The following is a 15,333-nucleotide window of genomic DNA, read 5'->3' on the forward strand; positions in this document are numbered from 1 at the left end:
TATCCCAATATCTATCTAAATGACTATTCAAACTGATCAACTTAACGATCTATCAATAGAATCCTACAACCAGCTATTCGTTAATCGAGGTAAGTTCGCTCCCGAATATTTCCCAAATGGGCCAGGTGATCTTCATATCAAGCGCAAGAAGGTATTGTTTCGGCTAACGATCGTCGATTACGGTGTAGGTATCGGCCACAATCCAAACATTACCTTTGAGGGATGTGAGTTTACTGATAATGTGCGGTTTAATAGTGACACTGTTATTAAAAGGGATATAAAGTTTATCAATTGTACTTTTAAAAAGGATGTGACTTTTGAAAGCGGAGAATTTAAAAAAGAAGTGCAATTCTTGGGGGGTGAGATTGAAGGTGTGCTTATAGTGGAAAGTGGAAAGTTTGAGAAGCTGCACATTGCTTGTGATGCTGCTGAAGTTAAAATTGAGAAAGGAAATTATACTGATCTTTCAATTTATAATCCGGGTGAGTATCCAGATCCATTGAGGAGCATTGACAACCTTTCAATTGATTTCAAACTGATAACAGGTAATGTAAGAATTGAAGGTTATAGCATCAGAAATCTTAAATTAACAGGTACTGTTAATAAAGACACTGAATTGCTAATGAAGGAAATGTTCTTCAGTAAAATTAAGTTCGAAAATCTTTATTGCAATGGGAAAATAAGAATTTTTGATCTGATCGCAAGCGCACGACTCTCGCCAGGCTTAGAAATTACTAACTCCAATTTAGGCAAAATGGACATTGTGAATGTGAACCTACGTAGTGTGTATGCCCTATCAATAAAATCTTCTTATCTGGTGGAGTGTACGTTTGTAAACGTTACATGGCCGGATAGTTTTTTCAACGTATATGAAAATACACTTGAATCTATCTTGTTAGATAATAAAGAAACCTTCAGGCAGCTAAAATATGCCTACAGCAAACAGGGCGATTCGGTAATGGAGCACAAGTTTCACGGGGTTGAATTGGACGCGTACCGTTTTTACCTGAAAGCCAAGCGCCGGGAAATGAAGCCGCCCTATAACTCCAAATTTGAACGATGGAAAAAGCACCGTCAGACTTCAATAATATTGCTTCTAAGCAAAATTACCAGCAACTACGGACAAAGTTTTGCAGCACCGCTTGTTACTATTTTGGTGACAGGCGTGCCTCTTTTTGTTTTAATGGTTGCGTTCAACAAAATCCCTCCATTGAAATTAGGATTTAATTTCAGTCTTGGAAATATTTCTACTACCGTTGCTCATTGGCTCAATTTTATAAATCCGTTACGGCGGTATGACAATCAAGATGTAAACGGGGGGCTAATTTTCGATTTTGTAATGAGAATAATATCATCATTCTGTATATATAACTTCATTAGAGCGACGAGAAGATTTGTAAAATAAATGTCTTGCTAATCCATATTCGCAGCTGAATCCACATAATAGGTGATTTGCATGATAAATTCATCCATACTCTTGTTGGAGGACATTGCATCTTTGTACACACCTTCTGCTGCCATCGTGAGAATAAAGGGCAGGGCTGGGCAGTCTAGAAGATGGCATTTTGCACTTAACTTCAGAATCAGCATATGAAGCCTTCAAGTCCGCCGAACGGGCGGCACTGATCTGCTTTACGTATGCCTGCTTCAGTGGATTGTAAGCCAGTATGGTCAGACGGTCTGCGCCAATTACAAAATATCTACCTACTACGCTTTCAATTAATAATAATGCCGCACTGACTCAGAGCGGCATTATTTTCTGTTTGCATGTTTCGCAACCATGCTTTCATGTTTCAGGCATATTATATTAATCAGTAACTGCACAAGGCACAGTTTAGAGCATACGGACTCCTAATTCAGTAATTCGATATCCTTCAACTGAACCTGAAGCTGTAGTGGCTGAATTTCCGTCAGCTTTTATTAAAATTCCTTCATCTACCAACTCCTGCAAGGCGTCATCTCGGTAGCTTCTTAATTCAGGGCCAATTGCGTAGTTCACCATGCCGATAGCCAGTAAATCTCCAGCTTTGGCAGGCAATTGCCCATGATTTCCATTCTTTCGGAAAGCATTCAAGATACGTGTTTTTGCATCTTGTATCATAATGTACGTTTCATCTAAAAGTATTGAAATCATTTGAAAATTAGTTATGTTACAGCTTCGATCTTAGCGCAACAATCAATAAATATGGCAAATCTGGAAATGATCAGGCAAATGCGCCTGAAATACGATTACAAGTTCCGAACAGATGCTGACAATTCCATAGAATACGGTCAACTAACCCGAAAGGACTACTTTGAAAAAGCGTTCGATACCCGTGCCTTTCAGAACATACAAGGTGACTATGAAAAGTACTTTTTAAGTGGGGCGGAAACAAATGTTTCATTGCTGTTCATAGACGTTTGTAACTTCTCCATAATGTCTAAAGACTGGCCTGGAGACAGCATTGGAAGATACTTTGATCGATACTATGGCCTAATCATCCCAATCATCTATAAGTACGGGGGTGAAATTGACAAAATCATGGGCGATGGCATTATCGCTGTTTTCGGCCAGCCATTCATAAATGCGTCCCCCACCCAGTGCTTTGAACAGGCCAACAATTGTGCGAAGCAAATTATTTTCAATACCCGGCAAAGCGACTATGTTAGCAAGGTTGCCTTTCATAATGGCAAGATCAAATACTTCAAAAACAAGAGCACGTTTTACAATGAGTACACGATAATTGGCCAGCCGCTGACCGAGCTTTTCAGACTAGAAAGTGTATCCGTTGACAATGCGATCAATTTTTACCAAAGCGGCCCCGTGCGTATCTGTTATGATGAAATGATTAAAAGCCGGGATTATAGATGGACAGGAATAGGCGAAGGCAACAAATATATGGATGAACGAGGGATGCCCTGGAGCTTCAGCGTGAAAACTGTACCCAAACTAAACGGCGTAAAGGAAGAGCCTAAAATCGTTTACATGGAAGATCTACTGCGGATAACCTGTTGATAATTATTCATTCACTTGGTCGCTACATCGTGAATGACGCTTTTAATGAAATCGACAACAGCCTTCCAACTGCCAAAGATCAAAATGATCAGCGTAACAGCGGCAATTATATTTGCAACGGTAGGTTGAAATATGGAGGCCCGTTTGCTCCGTATCTCCAGTCGTTCCGCCTGTTCTATTTTTTTCTGCTCTTTTACAAACCCGCCATCTTCTAAAAACGCCTGAACCTTCAAGCGGTTCTGTGCTCGTTTGAAGTAAAATTCTCCTTGTTCTTTATTATACAGGGAAAGGACGAAAACATACCAGCCTGGTTTCAACTCAGACATTTGTTGACACGTCAGTTGAACGTGATCCCTTTCCTCCCCGATTTTCGCAGCCAGGTCAAAAGTGGTGATCGTAGAATCCCTATCTAGCATGAACTCGGCAATCTTGTTCGCAATCTTGTGGTATTTCATGCTTCCAGGAATCCTCCGTTATCCAATAGGTCCTTGCAATACTGAGGGTTACTTGAAATGAAGCGAGTACGACCATCGCTGAAAGGTTCTGTCTTGAAGTTTTGCGGGTGTTTGTCAGCGATCATCTCTAAATGGTAGGCAACGCGTTGCTGATCTTCATTCAGTCCCTGTGCAATACCAGCATCCACCGCACTTCGCTTGTCTATCATGAACCGCAGGATGCTATTGGCTAATACTTTATCAAACATAATTATCATTTTCAGACACAAAAATAAGTTCCCTCCGCAGCTTAAAATACAGGAGGGTAAAAACAAGTTACAGATAAATTTAAACGTCATGTTTTGTATAATGTAATCTAACGTATTACTGACCTTCCTTATCATTTCGTCAAAAGGTCTATAACGGAGCGCGACTCCGTTATAGCCTTTCATGCTTAATGGTGAGGATTGACTAGACATACATGCTATTGGAACTGTTGCTTCCTGATGCCTCACGAAATGCTAAATAACAGTGTAGCTGCTGTCCAGCCCAATATTCAGGCAAGGTTAGGATGCTATGCCCAACCTTCCGCTTATTTCCACAAAGGTTGAATGCCGCCTGACGAATTTCCGGGCAATAAGCCAGCAACATGGCATGGTCAGTGCTACGGGGATGGCTATGCTCATCAGTCCAGCTATATATTAACTGACTACCTTCACGGTTTACCGTAGCAGATACTTCGGTATTACTGATCGAACCACGTGCTACTTGCAGGTTTGCATAACTTACCTGATAATCTTGGTAGGTGCCACTAATTGCATGCTGGATGTTGCTTGCTACAGCGGCATTATAAGCGTTAATATCTGCGCCACTGCTGGCGGGTGCAAATCCAATCCGTAGAAAATCAGTCATCGTACCCAGAACTTCACTAATCATCTTGAGTTTCAGGCGACAAGCCAACTGCTTTTCCGATGGCAGCTTTGCTGATTTCGAGCGTTTGGAGCGAAGGATCAGCTGCCCATTAAGCATATATGCTTCGACAGGCCCAATAGCGCCAAAGAGGCCACCCCAAGGCCCGTTTTTAAACCTGGCCATAATTGTAAAGTTTAATGGTTTCGATTTCCTCTCGCCCTTCCGGGGAGAGATGGCTGAAAGCCAGAGAGGGGAAGACAGATTCTCGACACCTCTCTGCCCGCTGGGCATCTCTCCCCATTGCGGAGAGAGGGAACATGATGCATAATTATACGACCGGTACAGGGCCCATATGTACACTGTCAGATACCAACTTGCCATTTACCGTGACAAAGAACAGCCATACATGTACCATATTTCCCGACCAGTCCAGCGGTACAGCCATGTCATATTGCGCCGCAGACCGTGCTGCTGCACTTTTTACCATGACATACTTTTGCAGACCTGGATTATAGGCTAGGAGGTAAATTCTGTCGCTGCCATTGGTACTATCTACCGGAGCATTGTTTGTCCAGGTGATGTCCAGCTGGCCTGCGGTCGTTCCTGCCACCTCCACATCAGAATGGACGGCTAGTAAGCGCCCTTTTGCGATGCTCAGTTGCGCATAGTTGATCGTCAGCAAAGGATACACTCCAGTGATGGCCTCATCAATGTTTTGCTTAAATGCCACCTTGTACGGCGATTGCTCCTGATTGTAGGCCTGATAGCCGATTCGTATCAACTCTGTAACCGGACTCAAAAACTGGCTCATTAAAGCAAACCTGGAGCGCTGGATCATCTGCGCCTCGGTGGGTGCTTTGCCAGTGGATACGGGCCTACTGCGCATTACCCATAGCCCTTTCCATGTAGCACCTACAACGGTGCCTACAAGGCCCGCAAATGGGCCTAAAATGCCTTTAAAATACTTTCCCATGATAATAAGGGTTTTGTTTTTCGCGTCGGGCCTCCGTCATCCAGAGGTACGAGGGATCTCTTGAACCGTGCTAGAGCAAGAGATTCCGGCCTGCGCTGGAATGACGTAAATAGCCCAATAACGTGAAAGAGTTAATAAATTCTGTTATGATACTTAACCGTAGGTTGGTCGTAGGTTGATCGTTCATGAACGATCAAAGGGGGCGATCAATGGATATTCAATGTTCGAATCGTTGCCACGCGGAAGATATTCCGGATGTCGTAAGTGCCGGGCGGCATCTCCAAAATGACTTATATTCGTATCTATATTATTTTTAACTCTAAATTAATCGTTTCTAAGAGATGACTACCCCCGTACCAGGGCCGGGTTCCACAGGGACACCCGCCCCGAATAGCAATCCCAATGCCTCGATACCCGTTAATACTCAGGCATCCACCACACCCCCAGGCACAACTCCGCAGAATCCAGTCCAAACGGCAGACCATGGAGAACGATACTGGCTCATACTTCAGAATAATGTAGAATGGGTAAGGTTTTCAGACTCAAAGGCTGGTTTGATACTTACGACTTACGGCGTCTTGTTTACCATCATTTACACAAACGCGAAGGATGTGTTTACGGCAGTCAAAGGCAGCCAGGGCATTCACTGTGTTGTCTGGTTGTTTGCCCTTTCGTCCCTGGCTTCGATAATCTCCGCATTTTTGGCTGTTCGGCCCAGGCTGAAAACACCAGGCGATTCGATATTGTATTTCAAACACATTTATGAGAATAACGCGGATGCACCAGCCTACCATGCCAAAGCAAAACCTATTCTCGATGACGAGGAAAAATATTTAAAACACCTGACAGGACAGATCTGGTCGTTATCAAAAGTTGCTACAAATAAGTACAATTTTACAGGTTATTCTATATATGCTTTCCTGGTAAGCCTGGTATCCCTGGTGATTATGGTAATTATGTATGTTCATAAAATACTGATTTAATATGGATACCAAGACACTACTTGCAGATGTTGCTTCAGATGTCTCTGATATTTTCAGTACGGAATTTCAGTATGCGAAGACATTGTATGTTCCGTCCGCAGATGATCAGGACCTGAGTCATGACAGGGCTTCGATTAAGAAAGGAAAAGAGTTAGAAACGTGTGTGACGGCAAATTTACTAATTGATCGCAATCGTGACAGATTGGATTTGTATGTGTAATACGAATATTTATAAACAAAAGGGAGCGGCTTGCGCTGCTCCCTGATATTATGAAAAAAGGCAAGTTTCTAACTGTGGAGGTGTGATATAAAGTTAGGAGTTCGGGCTGCGGGGCGATTGCGCTTTTAGGAGTTAATTTGCTTTAAATGGGATCTAGGGAAATTTTAACAAAGCGTTAGGGAACGATAATAACAAAAACCATATTTACTCAATACATATATTCGAAAAATAGGGAGCACCTGTAACCAGGTACTCCCCTTTTTAATGTCATGAACGAAAGCCAAATCGGTGTGCTTTAGGTTGCGGTGCGTTGCTGGTATGAAGTTAGTCATCAGTGCTGAAACTGAATAGCAGTAAAAAACCTACTTTACCGCACGGTAAGGGTATGCTCACTATCGCGCCTAATGTGGCTTGTTGTCTCTTCATACACTAACTTTTCTTTCCTACTTTGATCCTAAAACAATGCTATGCCACATCATAGGTGTGACATAGGCAAGATTCTTCGTAATCCCACTTATTAGCTGAACAGCCCGCTTGCAAATATTTCCTTACCGGAATGTAATCCATTTCTTTGGGGATGTTCACTCCGATAATATGTCGTTCCCGAATTGTTTCCAATCCACAACCTAACTTTTCAAGATCGTGTATGGTTGTATCCATGATAGTTTTATCAATCATATAAATTCTTACGTTGTATTGCCCGATACAGCTACATAACCCACTGCATAGAAAGTGCTGTCCTCATTATTATATTCCGCCTTTAGGGTATCTCCGAGTGAAAGTCTTTGAGCGACCATAGGAATATTTTCGACTATATAGTCCCCATTTTCTGTTTTTGTAGCCCATAAATGTTCAATTTCAATATGCTCTGAATTCTTTCCTTCATCAATGGTTTCGATTACCGCTATTTTTATTTTGCTATTCACCACTAGTTATTCGAATTGAATAGGATTTTTTCTTGTGAATCATAGAAGAGAACCGATCCATATACTTGGTTCTCTTCCATATCTAGTTGATCACGATTTGGCGATTTTAAAAATGCTTTAATTGACCTATAGTTCACAGATTTTGGAATATTCACTGTAAGAGTATTTTTTGCGGGTAGTCCTTCCGTTTCGCAACCTAAATCAATCAGTTGATTTGACACATTCTTACGAAAGGCATCGTCTGCAATTGCTATTCTTACAGTGCCATTCCCTGAATAGGCTATAAAATCTTCGGACAGATATTCTGGATGTGGTAAGTTGAATCTGGTGTCTCCAAATGAGTTAAGTTGCGATTAAATACAAATCAAGTATAAAACCCCTCCATAGAGGTGCTTTATACTATTAAAATGTTAACTGTTAGTATCTGACGTTTCCGGCGGGATTGGGTATCTCGTCCAAGGATCATCCGGACTTGGTCGAAAAGCTTTGTATCCTAAGGGCAAGTCTGCAACGTCTAAGATTGTTTCATCAAATGCTATCACTTCTCCTAAAGCGATAACTTTGTAATCAGAATCTTCCACCGCTTGAGTTGGACCGGTAAATTCCCATGCACCATCATCTTCATGATGTGCTACGTTCAGGATCGGTTCCTTTTCCAGTAAAACAAATCTAGTTGTAATTACCGCATTCAGTAAATCTTCTTCAAACTGTTTCATGAGTGTATCAATTAGATTTATTGTATTTTTTTTGATTTTCTTCCTTAGATATAACTCTTAAGTTGGAATTGCTATTTGTGCCGCCTTTAGATTTTGGATCAATATGATCAACTTCTGCTTGATTGGGATCGGCAGGCTTTCCTTTCTCCGCCTTTGAAGGAGGGTTTAATGTCTTACCACTTTCATCACTAACTAATTTCCCATCGTTTTGTCTTTTATTTTCTTCAAGTATACGTTTCCGCTGTGATCTGGTCGTTTCTAATCCTGCTCCGACTTTTTTTGGCTCTTTTAAATGCGAATAGTCGCCTTTTTTTGTAGGTTGTTTATTGCCTGCGCTGCCAGAGGTGCTTGCACTCTTATTGGCACTCTTTGTCGAGTTTCCTTGGTTCTGCTGGCCTTGGGACACTGGCTTATTAGCATACCGTGCTTGAATATCTGAAACCTGCGTAGCTCCCGGCAGTTTATGCGTAAAGGGAACTCCTGAAGTACCGGCTCCGCCACCAATTTCACTTGCCAAACCCCGCCAATCAACGTGCTTCAGCTTATCAATACCCTGTACAATTACAGCAGTCAATCCGGTCGCGGCTCCTAGCGCAAGCGCTGCTTCAGCGAGCGCAGGGGCAAATATAGCAAATCCAGGTACCGGCTTTCTCCCATCCGGGTCAGCAAATTTAACAGGATTATTGAATCCGAAATGATAGGGATTGAAATTTTCCTGTTCTTTGGTTTCGGGGTCTATTTGTAAGAACCTGCCCAGCTGTGCATCGTAGGTCCTCGCATTGAAATCGTAAAGCTCCAGACCTGAACCATCATCAAATTCCTCCGATTGCAGTTCGTTACCATTGAACCAGCGTTTGTTGAACCTGTATTGGGTGCCTTTCAACGCACGGGCGCTGATTCCTGCCATCGCCTGCCCGTAGGGATAGTGATGGTTTTCTTCCAGGAGCGGACCGCTGGTATGGATGACCGACAGGTTGTCGAAGTATACATCCTGCCCATTCTCGTTATTGACATAAATATAAATAAATCCAGTCTTTTTGATCACGATTTCCCCAGTGGCAAGCGTCTGCAATATGTCGGGTGAATTTTGGACCTGCCTTACCGCAGAGTTTTCATTAACCAGGTTAAACTGGTCATCAAATGCGGCATAAGTCAGGTAAGCCTTTGGACGGTCGGAAAGGTTCTGAGCAGGGTCATTGTTCTTGACCTGATTATACAGGCTGCCGTTCATACTGGTGATGGGGCTTCCGACTCCTGACCCTTTGTGGATACCATCAACCACACCATTTGCACTGAATGATGAAAGCAGTGCCGTTACCATATCCGTTGCTGGGGCGGCGTAACTGGTAGAACCCCCGCTTTTGTAAAAGGCCTTTACCCCTGCCTGAAGGGTATCACCAGCCATTACACGCAGTACAATAGAAGGTCCGATTTTTTGGCCGTTCTGCGCATTCAACTTGGCCACGGAGGTATTCGGATTGGTAGTAGCATCGGCTGGATATCCGCTTGGCTTGGCCGAGCGGGTCAGATCGATGTTGCTGAACAGAATGTTCTCCGTAGCTGTGTAGCGATATTCCATCGTGGCCATGTACCGGCTGGTATCGGATTGCGTCGTCAGCACCACTCGGGTGTTACCCTGGTAGTCCTTCGCGAAATAGTCAAAAACAAAGGACTGTGTTGTGCCTTTCCACTCTGCACGGATACGCCCTTCTTCATGGCTAATCTCTTTGAGCGTATCATTGACATACACATAGCCATTGATGTAGTCGGTCACTGTTTTCCTGGCCGGACTTACGGTGTTGTCCGTCACTGTTTTTCGCAGTTTCTTACCAATTGCGTTATAGGTATACGCAATGATTCCTTTCCCGGTTACCGAAACATATTCTGGTAGGTTTAGGTCATTGTACCTGATGCTATCTATTCCTCTGTTCTGATCGCGAGAGATGTTGAAATTTGGATCGTACCAGTAATCGCGTGAGGTATCATTGGTCGTTTCTTTAAAATCGCCACGTTTGCTGGCCGGTTCATTTTTATGATCCTTTACATAATTGAGCTTGTTTGAATTGGCGAAGTAGCCATATTCCAGACTGTCGATGGTTTTTAGCACAGGGCCATCCAGTCCCTTGTGGACCTGCCATAGCTGGTTACCGTTATCATCATAGGTAAACGCTGAACTGAAATCAGCCTTGTTGGCCAGCCAAGTACTTCCACCATCATTTTGTTGGTTAAAGCTAGAACGTACAAGCCGGTCAGAATTATCATAGCTAAAGGCCAGGGAACGTGCGATATTGGCACTTCGGCTTTTCCACTTGGTACCACTCATCAGGCCATTGTATTCCTTTCCGGAAAAGCCCTTATCGTAGTTGCTCAACTGACCGAACCAGTTTGCGGTACTCCCTATGGTATTTACATAGTCAGCATTGATGCCTTCAATTTCGCCGCTTAAGGTATAATTGTAGGCCAGTTTTTCCAGCTGCGTATTGCTTCCAGTTGCACCTAGCTTTTTAAGGTTCAGCTGACCAAGTTCGTTATAGCTGCTATGGGCAATCAGCCGCTGTAATTTGCTGTCATTGTTCAGCCAGATCTTCACTGAATCGGTTTGCCCTGCTGTGTTGAGGTGGTTGAGGTACAAGGCTGGCAAATATTGATTGCCATTCCCATTCTTATGATACACGTACTTGCTCAGTAGCTGTCCGGCAAAATTGTACAGCATCGTACTGGTGGTGCTGGCTCCACTGATGTTTTGCTCGATGACCTGGCTTATTTTTTCCCGTGGATTATAATAACTGGTAGTCGTGAGCCATTGATCAGTCCCTATAACCCTGCTGCGTACCCCTGTAACCAGGCTGGTAGTAATTGGGGCGAATACTGTATGTACATCCGCATTGACATTACTCAAGGCCAGAGGTTTGGACAGGTCGGCGGCAACAGCAGGCTGCGCACCAGGGAATTTGTAATCATCGTAGTAATAATAGACTTCCGGACGCAATTGCCCTGCGGATATTCCGCTTAAGAAATTGTTGGGTTTGATCAAAACCGTTTCGCCTGAAGCAGCGGCGCTAATCTCCGCTACAAACGTATCGTTATCCGAATCAAAGCCCGGTAAGAACGTAATGCTCGATGTAGCCTGGTACAATGTTATACCGCTATGCTGCTCCAACACAAGATTGACATCCTGATAAGTATGGCTGATTGTCTGTGTCCCCGCCGCACCATTGTCCAGCTGTGTTTGAAGTGCAGACCTGGCACTGGCAGAGCTGTAATAACCATTGACGATCTGGCGGTTCAAGTCATCATACATGACAAATGCCCAGCGGGACTTGTGTCTCTGAAGGTTGTCCCTGGAGAATGTCAATCTTTCCCGGCTGTCGTAAATATGCTCCACGACCTTCCCTCCCGGAGTACGGTCTACGATCTCATTACCGTTATCATCAAAGTAGCTGCTGAAGCAAAGCTCGGTGTGTGTCCCAGCGTCCAACACCCAGGTATTTTTAATAGCGCTGACTGCTTTGGGTGGTATAATGCAACGCAGCTTGTCCATTTCATCATATACATAATAGGTGCAAAGCCATCCGGCATGATCTTCGGTAATCTGGTCTGCGGCCTGCGATTTCATCATGACCAGTCGCCCGCTCTTATCCTTGTATCTGATGATCTTATTGTGCGCTTCATCCGAGGTTTCCGTTACGAGCAATGAACCTACCGCGTAAGCCGCTGTACTGGTAGGTCGGTCGGTTTCGTTGTAGCCAATTTTCCAGATGCGTATGCCCTCAGTTGCGCGGTTGGTGCGGACCAACATACGTTTGCTTCGCGCATTACCTTCCCATGATTTACCCGGACGCCTGATTTCCAGTACTTCCCGGTCCGTGGAGTTTTCGTAGATGTTGCGGCTGTAGAAGTAATTTTCTTTGCCAGCGTACAGCGTATGGTAAAAGGCCGGTTGTGCAGTTGCGGGATCAAGTTTGAAATTGCCATCGCTGCTACTGGCTCCATAGCGCTCAAAACTCAATGGCTCACGATCGTATGGATCATAAAAGTGCAGGCTTACCAGATCTTTACCACCAGCGGTAGCCTGCCGTTTCACCGTTTGAAAATCACGACCCAAGCCATCGTAGTAGTCTGTTTCCTGCTGCACATCATTCGGACTGCTCAAAGCTGCTGCCGCTACTTCTGTCGTAATACCCGCCTTAGAAATGCTTCTTTCGCGGATGTAATTCATATTGGTAGCACTGGCCCCACTGCCGTATGCAGGAATAGTCGCCACTTGCTGCGTGGCACTCACCATCGTTACCGTATCGGGGATACTTGCCGTAGCATTGGAAATGCGCACCAACACCGTATTAGAATACGTCACCTCTGATCCACAACTTACTTTTCTGCGGTAATAGGTAGGGACTGTGATATTCGATACCGTAGCAGAAGGAAAATCTGTCCAGTCGATTTCGTTGAAGGACTTCTGCCAGGTATAGGTATAACTGCCACCACAAGAACCGTTAGAGGCTGCCGAGACATTGTTGAGCGTAACGCTACCCCCCGCACTTACAGACGCAGCCGTCACGCCGATCTGTCCACCGTTCAACTGTACCTGAACCAACGCAGGCGCGGAGTAAACCGTTACACCATTGCTGCTTACTTTCAGGCGATAGTAAGTATTGGCGCTTAATTCTCCTGGATTGTAAGTCAGCGTATTACTCCCTGCTACATCCGTCCAGCTGGTACCATTGCTGGATTTTTGCCAGAGATGAACATAAATGCCACTGCCGCCCGTGGAAGGGTTGGCACTGATGGGTGTTGTTGCAGTATTCGGCATGACCGTTTGGACCAGTGGCATTAAGGTACCCGCTTTGAGTACATCGTAAACAGTCACCAGACTTTGCTGACTATAGGCAGTCACACTACCACTGGTAACCAGGCAACGGAAATACGTATCGTTGGTCAGGTTGCCGGGCGTATAGCCGGAAGAGGAAGTCCCGACATTGATCCAATCGCCCGTTTCATTAGTAGTCTGCCACTGATAGCTGTAGCTGCCCGTGCCACCTGAAGGCGATACGCTCAGTGTTCCTGGTGTCGTATTGAAGTTGATGCCTGGGTTCTTGGGCGTTACAATGCCCGGATTTAGACGCGGCTGCACCGTAACAAGTGCACTTGAGCTGGTCGCGTTGACACCGTTACTGCTGACGATGACCCGGAAGTAAGTACTTACCGTCAAACTTGTATCATAATCCAGATCCTGTTTAGCAATACCGGGATAGTTGCTCCAGGTAGTGTTATTGAGCGATGTTTGCCATTGATAGCTATAGGTACCATTACCACCCGAAGGATTGGCCGTTAAGGTAGGCACAACGGAGTTGTAAGGAATTGTAGCCGATGCAGGTGTAATACTGCCCGCTACCAATTGGGTATAGACGCTGATGACTGCCGTATTGCTATAGCTGGTACTGCCCCCGCTGGTTACTTCTCTCCGGTAGTATTTCTTGCTGGTCAGGTTGCCGGGCGTATAGTTCTGTGAAACAGCGCCGGAAATGTCCGTCCAGCTGGTGCCATTGTCGGAGGATTGCCATTGGTAAGCGTATGGCCCACCGCCAGTGGGAAGCGTGCAACTCAGTTGCCCCGGAGAAGTATTGTAGTTGACTGTTTTGGTAGCTGGCGTGATGTTACCCCCGGAGGTGATCGCGCCATTCACCGTAACGGTGAGCACATTGCTGTTCGCGCTTGCCCCGTTGCTGCTGGCAACCCTGCGGTAGTAGGTAGTTGCCGTCAATGCCGATGGGCTATAATTGATGCTGGTCGCACCGAAAATACTGTTGAAGCTGATGTTGTCAGCAGAGGATTGCCACTGATACCCCACCGTACCATTTCCACCTGTGGCGACACTACCGGTAAGTTGGCTCGGAACGTCATTGTAGTCAATGGTCTGATTGCCGTTGATGATACCCGGATTGATGGCCGGGTATACCTGGATATAGATAGCGTTGGTGGTTTTGTTTTCGCTGCCGCAGCCCACGGCCAACCGAAAGTACCGCGAAGCGGTCATGGTACCCGGATTGTAGTTCTGAGTAGTGGCTCCGCTAATATTGGTGTAAGTGCCATCATTGACAGAGGATTGCCATTGATAGGTGTAGGCTCCGTTACACCCGCCACCAGCTGCTGCAGATCCGTTGATCGTTCCCGGATTCACCCCGTTGTTGATCGCGGAGGAAACGGGACTATTGATATTGCCTAATGTAAACTGAGCGAAAACACTGATGGTAATGGCGTTACTCAACTTAGTTTCTGAACCTCTGCTTACCTTGCGGCGGTAATAAGTCGTGGCCGTCAAAGACCCTGGATTGTAGGTTTCAGCATTGGCACCGCTGATGTCTGTCCAGGAACTTCCATTGCTGCTTTTCTGCCATAGATAAGCGTAAGCGCCACCTGTACCGCCACTTGCAGCGGAAACTGAGATGAGGGTACCAGGGCTGGCATTGTAGGCGATAGAACCACTCACAGGACTGCTGATGTCGCCCGCATCCAACGCTGCGGTAACTTGTACCGTGACTGGATCAGATAATAAGGAGTTGCCATTGGCGGATACCTCCCTGCGGTATTCTGTAGTCTCGGTTACGGCACCGGGGCTGTAGGATGCGCCGGTAGCGCCAGCGATGTCGGTCCAGCTGCCACTGGAAATCCTGCGCTGCCACTGATAGGTAAAACCGGAGCATTCAGGTGCGGTTTCAATAGGTGCCAAGGCAGCAGCTGTGCTGCCCTGCACGATCTGTTGTGTGCCACCAACGTTGATCTGATCGCTATTAAGCACCACAGGCGAAAACGTAGTATACGAACCACCGTTCACGGTAAGGGAGATCTGTGTAGAACTGGCATCCAATGTGTAGGTCACGATGATGTTCTGCACCGGGGTACCACTTTTGCAACTACTGCTGCTGCCCTGTATTTCGCCTCCGTTGACACACCATTGCGAAGCATCGGTGATGTAGGTGCCAGATGAATAAAAGGACACCGGAAAACCAGGCAATATGCAGGTAGGGCCTTCTATGCTGACCGCACGCATACCGATATGGCTGGTCAACGGAAAAGGAAAGTTAAATCCGGATGCAGGCGGTGCGGCATAGCCGGGCTGGATGATGAACTGGATGGCCACGATAAGCAGCAAGAGCCAGCGGTATATCTTGTTCAT

At 45.4% G+C, this 15,333-nt stretch carries 11 protein-coding genes and 1 pseudogene; 3 read left to right on the forward strand and 9 right to left on the reverse strand.

Going from position 1 to position 15,333, the window contains the following annotated elements:
* Positions 1–19 precede the first annotated feature (19 nt).
* The gene (locus tag K1Y79_RS23150; RefSeq protein WP_220252574.1) at positions 20–1,405 is read left to right on the forward strand and encodes a hypothetical protein; all 1,386 of its coding nucleotides are present in this window, start codon (positions 20–22) and stop codon (positions 1,403–1,405) included.
* A 429-nt stretch (positions 1,406–1,834) separates the two neighbouring features.
* On the opposite strand, the gene K1Y79_RS23155 is transcribed toward K1Y79_RS23150, so the two are convergent.
* The gene (locus K1Y79_RS23155) at positions 1,835–2,134 is read right to left on the reverse strand and encodes a hypothetical protein (protein ID WP_220252575.1); all 300 of its coding nucleotides are present in this window, start codon (positions 2,132–2,134) and stop codon (positions 1,835–1,837) included.
* A gap of 51 nt (positions 2,135–2,185) precedes the next feature.
* Here K1Y79_RS23155 and K1Y79_RS23160 point away from each other — a divergent pair, with 51 nt between their 5' ends.
* On the forward strand, positions 2,186–2,995 hold the full coding sequence (locus K1Y79_RS23160) for an adenylate/guanylate cyclase domain-containing protein (protein WP_220252576.1): 810 nt from the start codon (positions 2,186–2,188) through the stop codon (positions 2,993–2,995).
* Positions 2,996–3,006: 11 nt separating this feature from the next.
* Here the strand turns inward: K1Y79_RS23160 and K1Y79_RS23165 are convergent, their stop codons facing one another.
* From K1Y79_RS23165 to K1Y79_RS23180, 4 genes are all read right to left on the reverse strand, one after another.
* Complete coding sequence (locus tag K1Y79_RS23165) at positions 3,007–3,450, reverse strand: hypothetical protein (protein ID WP_220252577.1); 444 nt, start codon at positions 3,448–3,450, stop codon at positions 3,007–3,009.
* Positions 3,447–3,698, reverse strand: coding sequence for a hypothetical protein (locus K1Y79_RS23170; protein ID WP_220252578.1), 252 nt, complete (start codon positions 3,696–3,698; stop codon positions 3,447–3,449). Before K1Y79_RS23170 ends, K1Y79_RS23165 begins: the two co-directional genes overlap by 4 nt.
* Before the next feature lie 202 nt (positions 3,699–3,900).
* On the reverse strand, positions 3,901–4,524 hold the full coding sequence (locus K1Y79_RS23175) for a DUF6266 family protein (protein WP_220252579.1): 624 nt from the start codon (positions 4,522–4,524) through the stop codon (positions 3,901–3,903).
* A 145-nt stretch (positions 4,525–4,669) separates the two neighbouring features.
* On the reverse strand, positions 4,670–5,314 hold the full coding sequence (locus tag K1Y79_RS23180; protein WP_220252580.1) for a DUF6266 family protein: 645 nt from the start codon (positions 5,312–5,314) through the stop codon (positions 4,670–4,672).
* Between the two features lie 341 nt (positions 5,315–5,655).
* Here K1Y79_RS23180 and K1Y79_RS23185 point away from each other — a divergent pair, with 341 nt between their 5' ends.
* Positions 5,656–6,297, forward strand: coding sequence for a Pycsar system effector family protein (locus K1Y79_RS23185; protein WP_220252581.1), 642 nt, complete (start codon positions 5,656–5,658; stop codon positions 6,295–6,297).
* Positions 6,298–6,982: 685 nt separating this feature from the next.
* Here K1Y79_RS23185 and K1Y79_RS29595 read toward each other — a convergent pair.
* From K1Y79_RS29595 to K1Y79_RS23210, 4 genes and pseudogenes are all read right to left on the reverse strand, one after another.
* A pseudogene (locus tag K1Y79_RS29595) lies at positions 6,983–7,314 on the reverse strand (DUF4265 domain-containing protein).
* Between the two features lie 131 nt (positions 7,315–7,445).
* On the reverse strand, positions 7,446–7,742 hold the full coding sequence (locus tag K1Y79_RS29600) for a DUF4265 domain-containing protein (RefSeq protein WP_220252806.1): 297 nt from the start codon (positions 7,740–7,742) through the stop codon (positions 7,446–7,448).
* Positions 7,743–7,853: 111 nt separating this feature from the next.
* Entirely contained in the window at positions 7,854–8,159 is a 306-nt protein-coding gene (locus K1Y79_RS23205; RefSeq protein WP_220252584.1) for a hypothetical protein, read from the reverse strand.
* A gap of 7 nt (positions 8,160–8,166) precedes the next feature.
* Complete coding sequence (locus tag K1Y79_RS23210; RefSeq protein WP_220252585.1) at positions 8,167–15,333, reverse strand: DUF6443 domain-containing protein; 7,167 nt, start codon at positions 15,331–15,333, stop codon at positions 8,167–8,169.

Source organism: Chitinophaga rhizophila (assembly GCF_019492185.1).
In the GTDB taxonomy this organism is placed as follows: domain Bacteria; phylum Bacteroidota; class Bacteroidia; order Chitinophagales; family Chitinophagaceae; genus Chitinophaga; species Chitinophaga rhizophila.

Excerpts from the sequence above, each read along its gene's own strand:
- K1Y79_RS23150 (WP_220252574.1), top strand. The coding sequence starts at position 20 with ATGACTATTCAAACTGATCAACTTAACGATCTATCAATAGAATCCTAC.
- K1Y79_RS23155 (WP_220252575.1), bottom strand. The coding sequence starts at position 2,134 with ATGATTTCAATACTTTTAGATGAAACGTACATTATGATACAAGATGCA.
- K1Y79_RS23160 (WP_220252576.1), top strand. The coding sequence starts at position 2,186 with ATGGCAAATCTGGAAATGATCAGGCAAATGCGCCTGAAATACGATTAC.
- K1Y79_RS23165 (WP_220252577.1), bottom strand. The coding sequence starts at position 3,450 with ATGAAATACCACAAGATTGCGAACAAGATTGCCGAGTTCATGCTAGAT.
- K1Y79_RS23170 (WP_220252578.1), bottom strand. The coding sequence starts at position 3,698 with ATGTTTGATAAAGTATTAGCCAATAGCATCCTGCGGTTCATGATAGAC.
- K1Y79_RS23175 (WP_220252579.1), bottom strand. The coding sequence starts at position 4,524 with ATGGCCAGGTTTAAAAACGGGCCTTGGGGTGGCCTCTTTGGCGCTATT.
- K1Y79_RS23180 (WP_220252580.1), bottom strand. The coding sequence starts at position 5,314 with ATGGGAAAGTATTTTAAAGGCATTTTAGGCCCATTTGCGGGCCTTGTA.
- K1Y79_RS23185 (WP_220252581.1), top strand. The coding sequence starts at position 5,656 with ATGACTACCCCCGTACCAGGGCCGGGTTCCACAGGGACACCCGCCCCG.
- K1Y79_RS23205 (WP_220252584.1), bottom strand. The coding sequence starts at position 8,159 with ATGAAACAGTTTGAAGAAGATTTACTGAATGCGGTAATTACAACTAGA.
- K1Y79_RS23210 (WP_220252585.1), bottom strand. The coding sequence starts at position 15,333 with ATGAACAAGATATACCGCTGGCTCTTGCTGCTTATCGTGGCCATCCAG.